Origin of the sequence: Microcoleus vaginatus PCC 9802 (genome assembly GCA_022701275.1) — a bacterium.
In the GTDB taxonomy this organism is placed as follows: domain Bacteria; phylum Cyanobacteriota; class Cyanobacteriia; order Cyanobacteriales; family Microcoleaceae; genus Microcoleus; species Microcoleus vaginatus_A.
The window spans coordinates 6149328-6165459 of the sequence record CP031740.1 but is presented as its reverse complement, the minus strand read 5'-3'; the positions used below and the strand labels follow the sequence as shown (position 1 = coordinate 6165459).

Genomic DNA, 16132 nt, shown 5'->3' with positions numbered 1-16132 from the left:
AACCGAGAAACCCGGTTTTTGTAGTAGGGGCGGTGCTAAGAGTGCCCGCCCTTCCAGGTTTCTTAATACCCTAAAAGTTTTAGGTTTAATTAGAGTCACCTAGTGATTGTGAATATCTACTTTTAAGCTGACTCTGGCTTAGGTAAAGAAGACGGAAGTACCAACAACTCAGCCGTCGATCGCTTCTCGACCATTTCCTTAGTAATCGTACACCGGGCAACATCCTTGCGCGACGGCAACTCGTACATCACATCCAACATCAATTCTTCGACAATTCCCCGCAGCGCCCGCGCTCCTGTTTTGCGGCGGTATGCTTCCTGGGCGATCGCCCGAATCGCCTCTGGCTTAAAGTCCAACTGCACATTATCCATCTTGAGCAGCTTTTGATACTGCTTAACCAAAGCATTGCGCGGTTCAGTCAAAATCGCCATCAGCGTTTCCTCGTCTAGCGGCTCTAACACCGCCGCCACCGGCACCCGCCCAATAAACTCAGGAATCATCCCAAACTTCACCAAATCATCCGGTTCCAGTTGCTTGAGTACATCAGCAGCCCGCTTTTCCTTCGGCTGAGCTTCTCCGGGCTGAATAAAACCCATTGACTTTTTGCCAGTTCTCTGCTCTATCACTTTTTCTAGACCGACAAAAGCGCCGCCGCAGATAAACATGATATTGCTGGTATCAATTTGGATGCAGTCTTGATAGGGATGCTTGCGGCCGCCTTGGGGAGGTACATTGGCGATCGTCCCCTCAAGCATTTTCAGCAGCGCCTGTTGCACCCCTTCACCCGACACATCCCGCGTAATCGAAGGATTTTCGCTTTTGCGGGCAATTTTGTCAATTTCATCAATATAAATAATTCCGCGCTGCGCCTCTTCCACGTCCATATCTGCCACTTGCAGCAGCCGCAGCAAAATATTTTCCACATCTTCCCCGACATAGCCTGCTTCCGTCAGCGTCGTCGCGTCAGCCACCGCAAACGGCACGTCCAGCATATCCGCCAACGTCTGAGCCAGCAGAGTTTTTCCGCAGCCCGTCGGCCCGATTAATAAAATATTCGATTTTTGTAGTTCTACTTCTTCCGGCGGGTGCTTGCCGCTATTTTTGGCATGGATAAAGCTCAGGCGCTTGTAGTGGTTGTAAACAGCCACGGAGAGCACCTTTTTCGCCTCATTTTGCCCAATCGCGTTTTCGTCGAGGTAATTTTTAATTTCCCTCGGCTTCGGAATTTGGCTCATCAACATACTTTTGCCCGAGGTAGCGCGGCGCTTTTGCGTCGTTTCCTGCTTCGGGGCCACCGTCGCTGCGGGCACTGCACTCGAATCAAACAACTCCTCATCTAAAATTTCATTGCACAAGTCTACGCATTCGTCGCAGATATACACCCCGGGCCCTGCGATCAACTTGCGTACTTGCTCTTGAGACTTGCCACAAAACGAACATTTTAGATGGGAGTCGTACTTAGACATAACAGCCTCTTAATTCAGTGCAGTGACATTCTCTCCCGCCGCCGGAAGGTTTTCTTTAGCGATAACTCGATCGACCAAACCGTAATTTTTGGCTTCCTCGGCTGACATAAAAAAGTCGCGCTCTGTATCAGCCTCTAATTTGTCGAGTGGTTGACCTGTGTGGTGCGCTAGCAGTTGATTCAGCTTACGCTTATGATAAAGGATTTCTTTGGCTTGAATCTCAATATCAACTGCTTGACCTTGAGCGCCTCCGAGTGGCTGGTGGATCATAATCCGGGAACTCGGAAGAGACATCCGCTTACCGTGGGCTCCTGCTGTCAGCAGAAATGCGCCCATACTCGCTGCCAAACCGTAACAAATCGTCACCACATCCGGGCGGATTTGCTGCATTGTGTCATAAATTGCCATGCCGGCCGTCACCGAGCCGCCGGGGGAATTAATGTACATTTGGACATCTTTTTCTGGGTCTTCGGCATCTAGATACAATAGCTGAGCCACTATCGAGTCAGCAACTTCGTCGGTTACGGGAGTTCCTAAAAACACAATTCGCTCCCGCAGCAAGCGCGAGTAAATGTCAAAGGCCCGCTCGCCCATCCCCGACTGTTCTAGTACCATCGGCACTACATTGCTGGGGCTGGAACTGACATCAAAATCGTTATAGCTTGTAATTAGGTAATTGGAAGATTGAGATACAACCATAAGACACCAGTCAAGGATTCTAGACAATTTGCTGCTGCTGATGAAAGCTTTAAATTAAGCCGCCAGCTTTTAACTATTATGCCTCTTCTGAACGGATATCGGGGGAATGGGGAGTTTTGAGTTTTGAAATTGCTTTCTGCGCTGGGCGCAACGCTGGAGTGACTCGCCAGGCTCGCGGGGTGAATGAGTTAAAAGACCTACTTGTAAATCATCGCTGCTTCTAGTCGCCACCCCGAGCTTTTAGTAAGGATCAGGCGCACCCGGAGCTTGTAGTTAAGGATCAGGTGCGCCGTTAAAATCACGGTTGATTTCATGCCCGCAATTAGGACATTTGAACACATTAAGTTCTATTCTTCGCCTACGACTTCCACTTCAACGCTCGTGGCTGCTTCTGCTGAATCTTCAGCGTCTGATTCTTCTGATTCTTCTGCTGCAGGAGTCAGAGAGCCTTCAGGTAGGAGTTCGATTGTCCCTTTTTCTTCCAACCATTTCAGGGTTTTTTGTTTGAGCAAGTCTTCTGCTACAAATTCCTGCAACCTTTGGGGGTCAAAATCTCCTTTGGGAAACTGCTTTCTGATTTTTGCTACTTCTGCTGCTACTTCTGCTGGTTCAACAGATAAGGATTCCAGCTTGGCTACTTCTGCCAGAGCTAAATTCTGCTTGAGGCGCTCGATTGCTTCCGGGCGCGAGCGTTCCCGCATCGGGCCCATATTTTCTTCCGTAAACAGTTGGTTGATATCTATGCCGTAATTTTTCAATTGGACGGCTTGTTGATTCAACAAATAATCGATTTCGCGATCGACCATTGTTTCGGGAATTTCCACTTCTATTAGCTGCACGAGTGCTGCTGATATAGCTTTTTCCTTATTAGCTGATGTCTTGTTTTCTTGGTCTGCTTTAAACCGAGTTTCTAGGGACTCGCGCAGTTCTGCTAAAGTTTCAAACTCGCTGACTTCTTGGGCGAAGTCGTCGTCCAACTCCGGCAATTCTTTTTCCTTAAGTTCTTTGAGGGTAATCGTAAAGACTGCCGGTTTGCCTGCTAGTTCTTCACTGCTATACTCATCTGGGAACTGCACGGAAACTTCTCTAGTTTCTCCGGGATTCATCCCCATCATGCCTTGGATAAAGCCTGGTACAAACTGATTTTCCGACAATTCTACTTGAAAATCTTCTGCTTGACCGCCGGGAATTTCTGCGGGAGTTTCGCCTTCAGGTGCTTCCGCAAATCTACCGGAGAAATCAACCAAAGCCATGTCTCCCAACTGAGCCGAGCGACCTTCTACAGGGATTAAAGCAGCTTTGTCCGATCGATATTTTGCCAATACCTCATCTACCTGAGCCTCATCATACTTAGCTTCTTCTGCTTGAAGCTGCAAACCTGTGTACTGACCCATTTTCACTTCGGGTTGTACATCAACCTTTGCCGAAAAAATCAGAGGCTGTTCTGGATCGAACTTAGCTAGTAATTCTTCAAACTCGGTGCGAAGTTCAAAACTGCCAATTGCGGCAATTTTTTCTTGTTCGAGGGCTTTTTGCAGGGAATCATTAATCAAATTTTCCAAAGCCGTCGCCTTCAAACGAGTCTGGCCTAGGCGCTGTAGCAAAACTTGACGGGGAACTTTGCCTTTGCGGAACCCAGGAATATTAACCTCGCGAGCAAATTGTTTAATTACTTGCTCGTAAGCTTGTTTTGACTTTTCTGACGGTACTTCGATTTCCAGACCAATTTGGCTAGCTGGAAGTTTTTCCTGGGTTACTTTCATCGGCTTTTTTGATATTTAACAATAGTGTATTGACACTCCCTGACCTAAAGGACAGGGATTCTTAATTCAGCGACTGACCTTAAAATGTTGCGTCCTTTCGGCAATCCTCAAACTTTTTAACCGTAGAAATCCTACCAATTAACGAGCCTGATTCGCAGTCATCCCAGAGGGTCTATCTCCAAAAGCGTACTAGGATATTTACCTAGAGTTCGGGTATGCCCTACCCTACTTAACAAGACTAAATAGTTTGTTTCTCTGGTTAAAGGAACTGTGTTAAGCCCCTAGCTGTTTATAGAGTTTTCGCCACTCTTTGTCCCCCGGTTTACGCCTAAAAGTGTGTCGTTAACTGTTTTTATGCACTATGGCGCAGGAGTTTAACCTTGACTACTGTAGTATACTAGAAAGTTCCTGACTTTTAGGAAGGGATTTAAGAAATTAAAGCCGTCCTAGAAGGACAGGGTTTTAGACCCAATTTCCTTGATAAAATACATACAAATCTGACTTTGCCTGCATTTTAATTTTGTACGCTTTGACTCGGAACGGCACAACTACAACACCTTTACCGGATGAGACTGTAAGTCATTGCCGGCTACTTTTTTGGCTCTTGCCAAATAGTTTTGGTTTGAGGATACTAGCTTTTGCTGCTAGGAATGTGGAGGTTAAGTCCACTAATTGCCGATGCACCATAGCACATATCGCCCTGTGATGTCAATCTTGCCGGCCTCTGCCGCCCGTCAAAGTCAATGGATGCGCCTGCGAAAATGCAGATATATCGCAAAACTTAACCGGATGCGGATTGGGCGTGGGCGATTGGCAAAAGATGCTAAACTGGCACTGGGTACGATCGCACGGAGCAATCGGGAAGTTCGATCGGCCGTTTCCGTTAACTGCACCATTGCTATCCTCTCATGCTCCTGATATCGCATAACATTAATTAAGTTTGATATTGAGAATTGCAGTTATTTAAATTTTTGATTTCGATCGTTTAGACTTTAATTTGTGGAGGAAACTAATTTGTCTCAATCCTATCGAGTTGCCATTTTAGGAGCTACCGGCGCAGTCGGTGCCGAGTTGCTAGAACTATTGCACAGCCGGAGTTTTCCGATTTCTAACTTGAAGCTGCTGGCTTCGGAACGTTCAGCAGGCACAACTTTGCCTTTTGGCGGTGAGATGCTGCCGGTCGAAGCAGTTTCGGCGCGATCTTTTGATAATGTAGATTTGGTTCTCGCCTCTGCAGGGGGCTCTACTTCTAAGTTATGGGCTCCGCAAGCGGTAGCAGCCGGGGCAGTGGTAATTGACAATTCTAGCGCCTTCCGCATGGATGCGACGGTACCGCTAGTGGTTCCCGAAGTCAATCCCCAAGCAGCAGCAGCTCACCGAGGTATAATTGCTAATCCCAACTGCACGACTATTTTGATGGCAGTTGCCGTTTGGCCACTTCACAAAGTTAGACCCATACAGCGCATCGTTGTAGCGACTTACCAGTCGGCCAGCGGGGCGGGGGCGAGGGCAATGGAGGAAATGAAAGCTCAAGCAAGAGCAATTTTGCAGGGGGAAACGCCCCAAACAGATATATTTCCCTACCCCTTAGCATTTAATTTGTTTCCGCACAACACCCCGATTAACGATTTGGGGTATTGTGAAGAAGAGATGAAAATGGTAAACGAAACTCGGAAGATATTTGGTACGGACGAGATTAAAATTACTGCAACTTGTGTGCGGGTTCCCGTACTGCGTGCTCATTCGGAAGCGATTAATCTAGAGTTTGCAGAGCCTTTTAGCGCGATCGAGGCCAGGGAAATCTTAAAGCAGGCAAGCGGGGTTAAGCTGGTAGAAGACTGGCAAGCTAATTATTTCCCGATGCCCGCAGAAGCCAGCGGTAAGGATGAGGTGTTAGTGGGCAGGATTCGCCAAGATATTTCTCACCCCTGCGGGTTGGAGATGTGGCTGTCGGGCGATCAAATTCGCAAAGGGGCGGCTTTAAATGCGGTGCAGATAGCTGAGTTGCTGGTAGAAAAAAATTTGTTGCGAACCCAAGTGGCGGCGGCTTCTAATTAGGGGGAACCCTGGCAATTTGGAAATTGAAATTGGGGATTTTAGATAAACCTTTCATCTGAAATCTAAAATTTAAAATCAAAAATCAACAGTCTAAAATCGGAGAAAGTGTGGTAAAGTTTGGACGGGTTCTGACTGCAATGATTACGCCGTTTAAGGAAGACGGCAGCGTTAACTATGCAGTAGCAGAACAATTGGCAGTTCATTTAGCCGATCACGGTACAGATAGCTTGGTAGTGTGCGGCACTACAGGCGAGTCTCCCACTATGACCTGGGATGAAGAGTACGAATTATTTCAGGTGGTACAAAAGGCGGTGGTCGGTAAGGCGTTGGTAATCGCAGGAGCCGGATCGAATTCTACTTCAGAAGCAGTCGCAGCTACGAAAAAAGCAGCTAAACTCGGGTTAGATGGCTGTTTGCAGGTGGTTCCTTATTACAACAAACCCCCGCAAGAAGGTTTATATAATCATTTTCGGGCGATCGCGCAATCTGCTCCAGAATTGCCTATAATGTTATATAACATCCCCGGTCGCACTGGTCAGAATATGTTGCCGGAGACGGTGGCTCAATTGGCCCAAATCCCCAACATTGTGGCCGTAAAAGAAGCAAGTGGCAACTTGGATCAAGCAAGTCAAATTCGGTGCTTGACATCCCCTGAATTTGCCATCTATTCTGGAGATGATTCCCTAACTTTGCCAATGTTGGCGGTAGGAGGATCTGGTGTAGTTAGCGTAGCCAGCCATCTGGTAGGAGAGCAACTGCAACAGATGATCAAAGCTTTCGAGGCCGGTCAAGTTCAAGTCGCTACCCAGATTCACTTGCAACTTTTTGACCTGTTTAAAGCTCTTTTTCTCACCACAAATCCCATTCCCGTCAAGACAGCTCTCAAACTTCAAGGCTGGGATGTAGGCTCCACCCGTCCGCCCCTGTGCGATCCGCCCGTTGAGGTAACTCAAAAGTTAAAGGACGTACTGAATCAGCTAGCCGCAGTATCAGCTAGCAAGACGAGCGAGAACGAGTTTTCAGACAACTGAATATTGGTTGTTATCAGTCATTAGTTCGGAGTCATCAGTCCTTAGTAATTAAGTGTTAGTAAGTAGCTAACAGTCAAGGATTAAAGACTGAAGATAGAAGAATGAAGGCCCCAGACAACTGACTGTACGGGATAGTAAAACCCGCCAGGGAGTTTTCCATAAATATTTGGAAAAATATCGCCCTACCAACGAACAGTAGACGAAAGACGACAGACCACAGACCACAGACCAATAACAAAAATAACTAACAAAGGATACGCATGATCAAAAATACAACTGCATCTGCTCTAAAAGTTATTCCCCTCGGCGGGCTGCACGAAATCGGTAAAAACACTTGTGTGTTCGAGTACGGCGACGAAATAATTCTTTTAGATGCCGGTTTAGCGTTCCCGACAGATGGAATGCACGGGGTAAATATTGTCCTCCCAGACATGACTTACCTGCGGGAAAACAGCCACAAAATTAAAGGTATGATCGTGACTCACGGTCACGAAGACCACATAGGCGGCATCCCTTATCACCTCAAACAATTTGAAATTCCGGTCATCTACGGCCCCCGTTTGGCGATGGCTTTGCTAGCCGGAAAAATCGAAGAAGCCGGAGTGTCTCACCGCACTGAATTGAGAACGGTTCGACCGAGGGATACTGTCAGAATTGGCAAGAATTTCTTAGTCGAATACATTCGCAACACTCACTCGATGGCCGACAGTTTTACTGTGGCAATTCACACTCCCGTTGGAATTGTGATCCACACCGGAGACTTTAAAATTGACCACACTCCTGTAGACGGCGAGCATTTTGATTTGCAAAAGCTGGCCGAGTACGGCGAGAAAGGCGTGCTGTGCTTGATCAGCGATTCTACTAACTCGGAAGTTCCCGGTTTTACCGCTTCGGAAAGTTCTGTGGCGCCCAATTTAGACAGAATTATCGCTCAAGCACCGGGACGAGTGATGCTGACGACTTTTGCTTCGTCGGTACACCGATTGCAAATTGTTTTGGACTTGGCTAAGAAAAACAATCGGTATGTCGGAGTGGTTGGGCGCTCGATGCTTAACGTCATCGCTCACTGCCGCAATCTCGGCTACATCAAATGCGAAGATAGTATTTTCAAACCGCTCAAAGAAATCCGCAATTTGGCTGAAGACAAGGTACTGATTTTAACTACAGGTTCCCAAGGCGAACCGATGGCGGCGATGACTCGCATTGCTAACGGCGAACATCACGAACTGAAAATCAGAAAGGGCGATACAGTCATTTTCTCAGCTAATCCGATTCCGGGAAATACGATCGCAGTGGTAAACACGATCGATAAACTGATGATGCTGGGAGCACACGTGGTTTACGGCCGCGACAAAGGCATTCACGTTTCGGGTCACGGTTGTCAAGAAGACCAAAAGTTAATGATTAACATGACTCGTCCTAAGTTCTTCTTGCCGGTTCACGGGGAACACCGGATGCTGATCCAGCACTCCAAGACGGCTCAAAGCATGGGCATTCCCGCTAGCAATATGGTGATTATTGACAACGGCGATGTTGTAGAGTTGACCGAAAATTCGATGCGAGTAGCTGGTCAAGTGCCTTCAGGAATTGAATTAGTAGATTCTTCTCGATCGGGCGTTGTCAAAGCCAGCGTCCTCAAGGAACGTCAGCAGTTGGCCGGAGATGGCGTTGTAACTGTAGCAGCCGCTTTGAATTGGGAAGGCAAATTAGTTGCCAAACCAGAAGTTCACTTGAAAGGTGTAGTGACATCAGCCGATCGCGCTGAGGTGATCAAATTAATCACTCAAACCATTGAAACAGTTTTGAGCGATCGCTGGTCAGAATTTGTCAAACCCGCCACTGCTGACTCGCAAGTTGACATTGACTGGGTGGGAGTGCAAACCCAAATAGAAAAAGCAATTCAGCGGGTAATGCGCCGGGAACTGCAAAGCAATCCACTGCTGGTATTCCTGATGCAAATTCCTGAAGAAGCAGTGCGATCGGAAGTTGCAGCAGTATCTCCAGGTTCCCTGGAAGCACCTAAGCTATTATCCTCGCCATCATCCCCCTCGCCATCATCGCCATCCTCCCCATCCTTGCCATCTCCTGCCAATCAGGTGACGGGTCGGCGCCGTCCCCGGACTGCTGCAAGGGCAGCTTCTTAGCGCGATAATTCTCGGACGCACTGCGAACTAAGAAAGGAGTTTTAGGTTTTGTAGTTGCGCTTGGGTACCCAAACGCAACTACAAACCTAGATTTGATTTCATAAGTATCTCCACCTCAAAAAACGTGAGTAGAGATCCACGTAACTCCTGAGATGAATGCCTGTTGTATTGGAATGATTAAACCGCACAAGGCGCAGAGGATACAGAGAAACGGAAGAGACAGATGAATCATTCCGATGCCAACGGATTTGATATGAGATCTATCTTGCTAAGACATTTAAACTTGTCAAGAGTGAAGAGTTGCGACTCGATGTATTTCAGGAAGCAGTCTTAGAGAAAGCCCCCAACCGCTACAAGTTTTTGGAAGGCCCGCAGGAAAAAGTCGGTGGATTTTGGTGTTTTTGGGATTATTTTTAATGCTGTGTTTGAACACGGTTTACTCTGCGAGTCTCTTTCCCAAACCTTTTAAGCGGAATGGAAACATGATGACAGCTACTTACCAAATCCGGGATTTGTAGGATTTTCTCGGTTAGCGAACGAGTAGTTTTTAAACCGTAAATAAACGCAAGTGAACGCAGATAGATTTAAATAACTATCTGCGTTCACTTGCATTTATTTTAAAATTAATCAGCCACCAGCAACAGCAGGAACAATGCTGACTTCATCGCCATCTTGGAGGGCTGTTTTTGAGCCATCCAAAAAGCGGATGTCTTCGCTGTTGACGTAGAAGTTGAGAAATCTGCGGGGTTCTCCCTTTTCGTCGCACAGGCTTTTTTTGATGCCGGGACAATTTGTTTCCAGCGATTCAATTAGTTCGGAAATGTTATCGCCGGCGCATTCGATGGTGGCTTGATTGTTGGTAAATTTTTGCAGGGGAGTGGGAATTAAAACTTTGACGGTCATTTTTTTAGTCCTTAGTCAGTAGTCATTAGTTATTAGTTATCAGTCCTCAGTCAGTAGTCATCAGTCAACAGCTTAACAACCCATGACTAATGACTGCCCACTATTGACTAATAGCTGTTAAACCGAAACTTGTTGCCATTCTAAGCGTTCGAGTGTGCGGGCGCGTTCTAGGGCGCGCTCGAACGCTTCTAATTTCGGTTCGAGGGTGATGGGTTCGCCGATGTAGCCTTGAACTGCTTCTTGCGTTTTCAAACCGTTGCCGGTGATGTAAGCGACGGTAGTTTCATCGGGATTGATTTTACCTGCTTCTACGAGTTTCTTCAAGACTGCGATTGTGGTGCCACCTGCAGTTTCTGTGAATATGCCTTCAGTTTCTGCTAGCAGTTTCATGCCTTCGATGATTTCGGTGTCGCTGACGGATTCAATGTTGCCGTTGGTTTTGCGGGCGATTTCCAAGGCGTACATACCGTCGGCTGGATTGCCGATCGCGATCGACTTAGCAATTGTATTCGGTTTCACCGGTTTTACGAAATCACGGTCTTCGCGGAATGCTTGGGCGATGGGGGAACAGCCGTCAGCTTGAGCCCCGCTGAACCGAACTTTTTTCTCATCCACTAAACCGACTTCGATGAATTCTTGAAAACCTTTGTAAATTTTTGTGAACAAAGAGCCGGAGGCGAGGGGAGCGACGATGTGATCTGGCAATTGCCAGCCTAGCTGTTCGGCAACTTCGTAGCCGAGGGTTTTTGAGCCTTCGGAATAGTAGGGACGCAAGTTGATATTGACAAATCCCCAGCCATGTGTATTGGCGACTTCGCAACAGAGGCGGTTAACTTGGTCGTAGTTGCCGTGAACTGCCATGACAGTTGGATTGTAAATCAGAGTGCCGAGGACTTTGCCTGCTTCTAAGTCTGAGGGAATGAAGACTACGCAGTCGAGTCCGGCGTGGGCGGCGATCGCAGCCGTAGAGTTAGCTAAATTGCCGGTGCTGGCGCAAGATACAGTTGTGAAACCCAATTCTCTCGCTCTGCTGAGGGCGACTGACACCACTCTGTCTTTAAAGCTGAGAGTGGGCATATTGACGGCATCGTTTTTAATATAAAGATTTTTTAGACCAAGGCGGCGCGCCAAGCGGTGGGATTTTAATAGAGGAGTCATCCCGGTGCCGACATCGATGACGTTATCTGTAGCGACTGGTAAAAATGCGCGGTAGCGCCAGATCGAGTTGGGGCCGGCTTGGATGGTTTGGCGAGTGACGGTGCGGCGGATGGCATCGTAGTCGTACTTGACTTCAAGCGGGCCAAAACAGCAATCGCAGACGTGCTTAGCTTGGAGTTCGTACTCTTCGCCGCATTCTTTACATTTGAGGGCTGTGAAGGTTGCTGCTGTGGATTGGGTTCTGGTCGCCTGGGTCATAGCTCAACTCTCTAGTTTTGCGATGTTTTCTAATTCTTGTGCAAGATTAGCACGGTCAATTTACCCCGTCAACCATACCCGATTTTTTTAGTCGGGATTGATTTTTCAGTTACTTTTGAGTTAAAAAGTGGTGTATTTAACTTTGATATTTGGGCAGGCGGGACGCCCACCCCGCAAGGATTTGACTTGTTTTCAGGATCGGGCTGGGAATCGAGATTGTCAGGCTGGCACGCGAGTCCGATCGAGCTCAAGGATGATTTGCCGACGGAATTGTTACAAAACTTAATAAATCTTTTTTGGGCTAACAATTGGGTAGTCGTGCGATCGAACACAACTACAAAACCTCGAATTTTTGATTAACCAACTTAGCCTACCCGCCGCTGACGGGGGGGATGAGTACAACCTCGTCGCCGTGTTGGAGGATGGTGTCGGGGGAGACGAATTCCAGGTTGAGGCCGAAGCGGGTACGATCGCGCCATTGTTCTAATTGAGGATATTGGGCGATCGAGTTTTCGAGCACTTGAGACACTGGGGTTTCGGGAGGAAGTTCTAATGTAAGTTCCGAAACGCCGTAGGCTTCACCGAAGGCGGCGAACAGTTTAACGGTGACGGTAATTGAAGAGTCAGACACGGTAGTTTAGTGCGATCGACGGTTTGGCAATTATCAACTACACCATACAATTAATTAGGAATTAGGCGCGCCGAGGCTTAGAATTGAAAGCGGCAACCTCTAGTTAAGTTTTACCCCATCGGGTAAAGATGATAGTTGATTGCACCAAAAAGTCTTAACAAGATTGTATGCCGATCGCTCTCACCAACCAGGCGTTTGAAGCACTTGGCATCCAGTTAGATGCAGCTAGCTAAGGTCTAGTTTGCTGCTGTTGAGGCTAATGCGATAATAATTTTTGAGGATGCGGTATAGATACTTTACGGTAATTGTGCGAGAGTACAAAAAGCTCGCAATACATTTAGCAAGCAACAACGCAGACAAGGCCCGGCAAACCCGCTTCTCCTGAGTAAAAATCAGGTTATCTAGTGCGGCTTGGAATTGCCAAACCTATGCCCTGCTTAGCAAGCTAGCCGTTCTATCTAAGAAGAATACTGAAGTTAACGCGATAGAGATATATGGCAAATAACGATTTTAAAGTGCTTCAAATTATTGAAGCTAAAGGCTGGTATGCCTTTGGGAGCACGAAGCAAAGCCAGCACGTTGAGAGATGGGTAAGACCTGTCGTGTGTTGGGTTTTAATAGAAGATAAAAAAAAGCGACGGGTTGTGACAGCTACCGCTAGCTATCAGATCCAGATTGACGACAAAGAAGTCGAGTTTTTTGCCCACGAAAGCGAAATTCAAGATCTGGAGAGTCTCCCGAAGTCTGTCTCGGTATCGGAATTTCTGAAAACAGAAGATTGAGAGAAGGGCAGAAGGAGATAATTTAACAAGTTATTAATTATTCCTTAGTGATTCCTTAAACTTGCTGTCGGATTCTATTGGAATTAGAGGCAGAAGCTCTAGATTGGGGAGAGGTGGAGATGAGGACAGGGGGAGAATTTATACTTTTGCTTTGCCTTCTGCATCTTGTCTCCAATGCCTCAAGTAGCCCAAAAAATAAAGAGGCCGGAAGATTGCTGGCAATGCCAACACGCTTCCGACCTTGCTGAATAACAGGGTATGCATATGTTTTTAAAGTATGGCAGGCAGGCTTTTGAGATATCAAGAGGACTATTGCAATCACCCACTTTTGTTTTCAGGCTGTGTTTGCAAGGTTCATATCATTTTAGACTGAAAATTTGAAAAGTAAGAGGGGGCGAGGGTTACAGGTTAAGGATTCTAGCTATTTATCTGTAGCGGGTGCTACAAAAAATGGTGGCCTTGGCGGACGATCGCACATTCTCCCTAAATGGTGGGCACTCAAAGCAGAAAGTTCGATCGCCCCCTGCAACCGCTGCGACTTTAAACCCCACTAGCGACAGGTTCAGGCTTCTGCTGCGGCGTCCGCCGCCCCAGCAGGGCCATCCGCACGCCGCCTGCTGGTCCTAAAGTCACCCCTCGGCGTTTGGCCTGTACGGGCTTTTTCTCGGCCAATACTAGGTCGAAATTCCGCAAAATGGTTGCCAGCACCAGTTTCATCTCCAACTGCGCCAGCGCCAAGCCGATACAGCGGCGGCTGCCGCCTCCAAAGGGCAAATACTCGTAAGGCGAAAATTGTCTCTCCAAAAACCGTTCCGGTTTAAATTGCAGCGGTTCTGGATACAAATCCTCCCGCCTGTGGATCAAATAAATCGAGCCGACGACAACCGTTCCCGGTTCGAGTTGATGTCCCATCAGTTCCACGGGCGTGAGCACTTCTCGCGGAAACGTCAGGATTGCGACCGGGTAAATTCGCAGCGTCTCCTGACAAACTGCACTCAGGTAAGGTAAGCGGAAAATCTCCATCGGGTCGGGATTTTCCCCCAAACTGTCCAATTCTTGCAGCAACTTCTGGCGCACCGAGGGCAAGCGGTGAATCCAGTAAAACGCCCAAGCTAGGGCCGTTGCTGTGGTTTCGTGGCCTGCAAACAGCAGCGTCATCAACTCGTCGCGCAATTCTTCATTGGTCATTGGTTGCCCGTTTTCGTCGCGGGCGGCCATCATTAAGCTGAGAATGTCGGTGCGGTTGGCGTCTGGTTGCAGTCTGCGTTCTTCAATTTCCGCGTCGATCAATGCGTCAACTTTCCGCTGCCGCTGTTTCATGCGTCCCCAAGGACTCCAAGAGCCCCAATCTTGCTGCATCCAGCCGAAAAACAGCATACTCGATCGCAGGGGAGAGTTGGTCATATCGACGACTGAGGCAAGTAGTGGTCTGAGTGCTTGTAACCGCGGCCCGTCATCCATGCCGAAGACAGCTTGCAAGATTACCCGCATAGTGACTTCCTGCATCGCGCTGCGAGCCACAAAAGGCCGATCAACGGACCATTTGCTGGCAACATCTTGAGCGATATCGCAAATTAGTTGGCCGTAGTTCCGCATCCGTTCCCCGTGAAAAGGTGGCATCAATAATTGGCGCTCGCGTTTGTGCCTTTCTCCCGAGAGCGTAATCATGGATTGTTCTCCCACGATCGGTTTGAGAATACTATTCAGCGTGCCTGGAGCGTGAAGCGCGTTGCTGTTGAGCATCTCCTGGACAGCTTGGGGGTGGTTGAGCATCACCAATGGTTTCCCGTTGTTCACTTGAGCTGTGAAAATGTCGCCGTATTGTTTGGCACATTTATCCATGTATGTCAGCGGATCGCCGATCCATTGAATTAGCTGCACAAAGGGTGGAGCTTTGGGGCCGTTAGGTAGTGTCATAGGAATTACCGGGGTTTGGGTCACAGGACTTAGCAGTATCAACAAACCTCAAAGGGTTTGAAGGTTGGTTCAATCCCTCCCAACCCTTGTTTTTAAGGGGAGAATTGCGTAAGTCCCATCTCCAATAATTTTAATAGCTTATTCTCGAACGGTGCTCAAAATATCCTCTCCAAGCTCTGTAAAACGAACAGTTTTGATTTGCCAAGGAGCATAACTGGTTAAAGTTTGGCGCACGCCCCCGAACAAACCTAACATTTGACAACTGGACAGATTTTGCAATTTCTGCCGCGAATTTCCGGAGGCTCGCAGATCCACGGTAGCTATTCCGAGGTCGCGATCGATCTTGAGGCGATAACCAGCCAAACCAAGACTATCGAAAATCTGCTGCTTTAACACTTCATTAACCGCTGATGACATTAACTGATTCTCAGGGCCTGTAACTGTTTCCGGCTTCAGAGTTTGACACAAATTATCTACCTTATAAACCGTAACGGTGGCAGTATTTTCTGAGAGGGCAGCACTGCCTAAAACTGACGCAACAGAGTTAGAAGGCTGCGTTAATTGACTCAATTGAGCCTCAATTTGATTTCCCGTTAGCTGTAGGTTTTGGAACTGAGGGGCGTTGGCTGAGAGTTGGCTCGGGTTTTCGGTTGAGGTAGCTGCATCTGAGCTAGAACAACTGCTACCGCCCATCAAAATTAACCAAACGCCTAAATATCCTAACTGTTTGCAGATACGGTTCATAGTTTTTAATACTTTACTAAACGTCAGTGTATGGAGGGTGAATTTTGGTTGTAGAAAGCACTTAGACCCTGATTACACTCACTTAGAAGTATTTCCCCCAGTACGGAGATGAAAACAAGTTAAGAGTTCTTGTTAATACGTGGATTTTAGTGTTAGATCAGGTAGTAGGGGTTTTACCCCTCAGTGGTGTAACCCAGCAGTTTACCTGTCTCAGCAGATCAAGCTTGCGACCCAGCTCGTAAGTGATATCAAATACCTTGTCAGTGGTGTGATGTACCGTTGCAACTCGATCCCTTCCAAGGTCTGAGGTGAAAAGCCTCTTTCCCGTTGGTAAAAGCCTGAGTTTGATTAGTAGTAATGAGGACAGAATTCCGACTTGCGCGCGCATTTTAAGCTCGGCTTCGGAGCGCTTTTTTAACAGCGCCGAAATCGCGGTTAGAGGGATCGTGCAAGTCGCGAACAATATCAAAACTTACGCATCAAGAGCAAAAAAACCGGGTTTTTTAACCAGGCATAAGGGCTGCAACGAAGTGTTTTCGTAAAAAAACCTGGTTTCTGGTCAAGTCGCGAATCACATA

The 16132-nt window shown here is 47.5% G+C and carries 15 protein-coding genes; 6 read left to right on the top strand and 9 right to left on the bottom strand.

The window, feature by feature from the left end:
- Window positions 1-122: 122 nt before the first annotated feature.
- The 4 genes from clpX to D0A34_25460 form a co-directional block, all read right to left on the bottom strand.
- On the bottom strand, window positions 123-1466 hold the full coding sequence (gene clpX / locus D0A34_25475; protein UNU21746.1) for an ATP-dependent protease ATP-binding subunit ClpX: 1344 nt from the start codon (window positions 1464-1466) through the stop codon (window positions 123-125).
- A 9-nt stretch (window positions 1467-1475) separates the two neighbouring features.
- Complete coding sequence (gene clpP, locus D0A34_25470; GenBank protein ID UNU21745.1) at window positions 1476-2165, bottom strand: ATP-dependent Clp endopeptidase proteolytic subunit ClpP; 690 nt, start codon at window positions 2163-2165, stop codon at window positions 1476-1478.
- A 273-nt stretch (window positions 2166-2438) separates the two neighbouring features.
- Entirely contained in the window at window positions 2439-2516 is a 78-nt protein-coding gene (locus D0A34_25465) for a hypothetical protein (protein ID UNU22465.1), read from the bottom strand.
- Complete coding sequence (locus D0A34_25460; protein UNU21744.1) at window positions 2513-3928, bottom strand: trigger factor; 1416 nt, start codon at window positions 3926-3928, stop codon at window positions 2513-2515. Before D0A34_25460 ends, D0A34_25465 begins: the two co-directional genes overlap by 4 nt.
- Window positions 3929-4927: 999 nt before the next feature.
- Between D0A34_25460 and D0A34_25455 the strand changes: the two genes are divergently transcribed.
- From D0A34_25455 to D0A34_25445, 3 genes are all read left to right on the top strand, one after another.
- Window positions 4928-5986, top strand: a complete 1059-nt coding sequence (locus D0A34_25455; protein UNU21743.1) for an aspartate-semialdehyde dehydrogenase — start codon at window positions 4928-4930, stop codon at window positions 5984-5986.
- Window positions 5987-6093: 107 nt separating this feature from the next.
- On the top strand, window positions 6094-7017 hold the full coding sequence (locus tag D0A34_25450; GenBank protein UNU21742.1) for a 4-hydroxy-tetrahydrodipicolinate synthase: 924 nt from the start codon (window positions 6094-6096) through the stop codon (window positions 7015-7017).
- A 260-nt stretch (window positions 7018-7277) separates the two neighbouring features.
- Window positions 7278-9161: a ribonuclease J gene (locus tag D0A34_25445; protein ID UNU21741.1), complete on the top strand. Its 1884-nt coding sequence runs from the start codon at window positions 7278-7280 to the stop codon at window positions 9159-9161.
- A gap of 627 nt (window positions 9162-9788) precedes the next feature.
- On the opposite strand, the gene D0A34_25440 is transcribed toward D0A34_25445, so the two are convergent.
- Window positions 9789-10064 carry a MoaD/ThiS family protein gene (locus tag D0A34_25440; protein UNU21740.1) on the bottom strand — a complete coding sequence of 92 codons (276 nt, stop codon included), beginning with the start codon at window positions 10062-10064 and terminating at the stop codon, window positions 9789-9791.
- A 117-nt stretch (window positions 10065-10181) separates the two neighbouring features.
- Complete coding sequence (locus D0A34_25435) at window positions 10182-11480, bottom strand: threonine synthase (GenBank protein ID UNU21739.1); 1299 nt, start codon at window positions 11478-11480, stop codon at window positions 10182-10184.
- Window positions 11481-11516: 36 nt separating this feature from the next.
- Between D0A34_25435 and D0A34_25430 the strand changes: the two genes are divergently transcribed.
- Window positions 11517-11840 carry a hypothetical protein gene (locus D0A34_25430; GenBank protein UNU21738.1) on the top strand — a complete coding sequence of 108 codons (324 nt, stop codon included), beginning with the start codon at window positions 11517-11519 and terminating at the stop codon, window positions 11838-11840.
- A 10-nt stretch (window positions 11841-11850) separates the two neighbouring features.
- Here D0A34_25430 and D0A34_25425 read toward each other — a convergent pair whose 3' ends face one another.
- A complete protein-coding gene (locus D0A34_25425) occupies window positions 11851-12111 on the bottom strand; it encodes a MoaD/ThiS family protein (protein UNU21737.1) in 261 nt (86 codons plus the stop codon).
- A gap of 494 nt (window positions 12112-12605) precedes the next feature.
- On the opposite strand from D0A34_25425, the gene D0A34_25420 reads away from it, so the two are divergent.
- Window positions 12606-12893 (top strand): hypothetical protein, encoded by a 288-nt coding sequence (locus D0A34_25420; GenBank protein UNU21736.1) that lies wholly within the window; start codon window positions 12606-12608, stop codon window positions 12891-12893.
- A 540-nt stretch (window positions 12894-13433) separates the two neighbouring features.
- On the opposite strand, the gene D0A34_25415 is transcribed toward D0A34_25420, so the two are convergent.
- Together D0A34_25415 and D0A34_25410 are read right to left on the bottom strand one after the other, a co-directional pair.
- Window positions 13434-14810: a cytochrome P450 gene (locus D0A34_25415; protein UNU21735.1), complete on the bottom strand. Its 1377-nt coding sequence runs from the start codon at window positions 14808-14810 to the stop codon at window positions 13434-13436.
- A 138-nt stretch (window positions 14811-14948) separates the two neighbouring features.
- Window positions 14949-15554: a hypothetical protein gene (locus tag D0A34_25410; GenBank protein UNU21734.1), complete on the bottom strand. Its 606-nt coding sequence runs from the start codon at window positions 15552-15554 to the stop codon at window positions 14949-14951.
- Between the two features lie 308 nt (window positions 15555-15862).
- Between D0A34_25410 and D0A34_25405 the strand changes: the two genes are divergently transcribed.
- Window positions 15863-16096, top strand: coding sequence for a hypothetical protein (locus D0A34_25405; protein ID UNU21733.1), 234 nt, complete (start codon window positions 15863-15865; stop codon window positions 16094-16096).
- The last annotated feature ends 36 nt before the right edge of the window (window positions 16097-16132 follow it).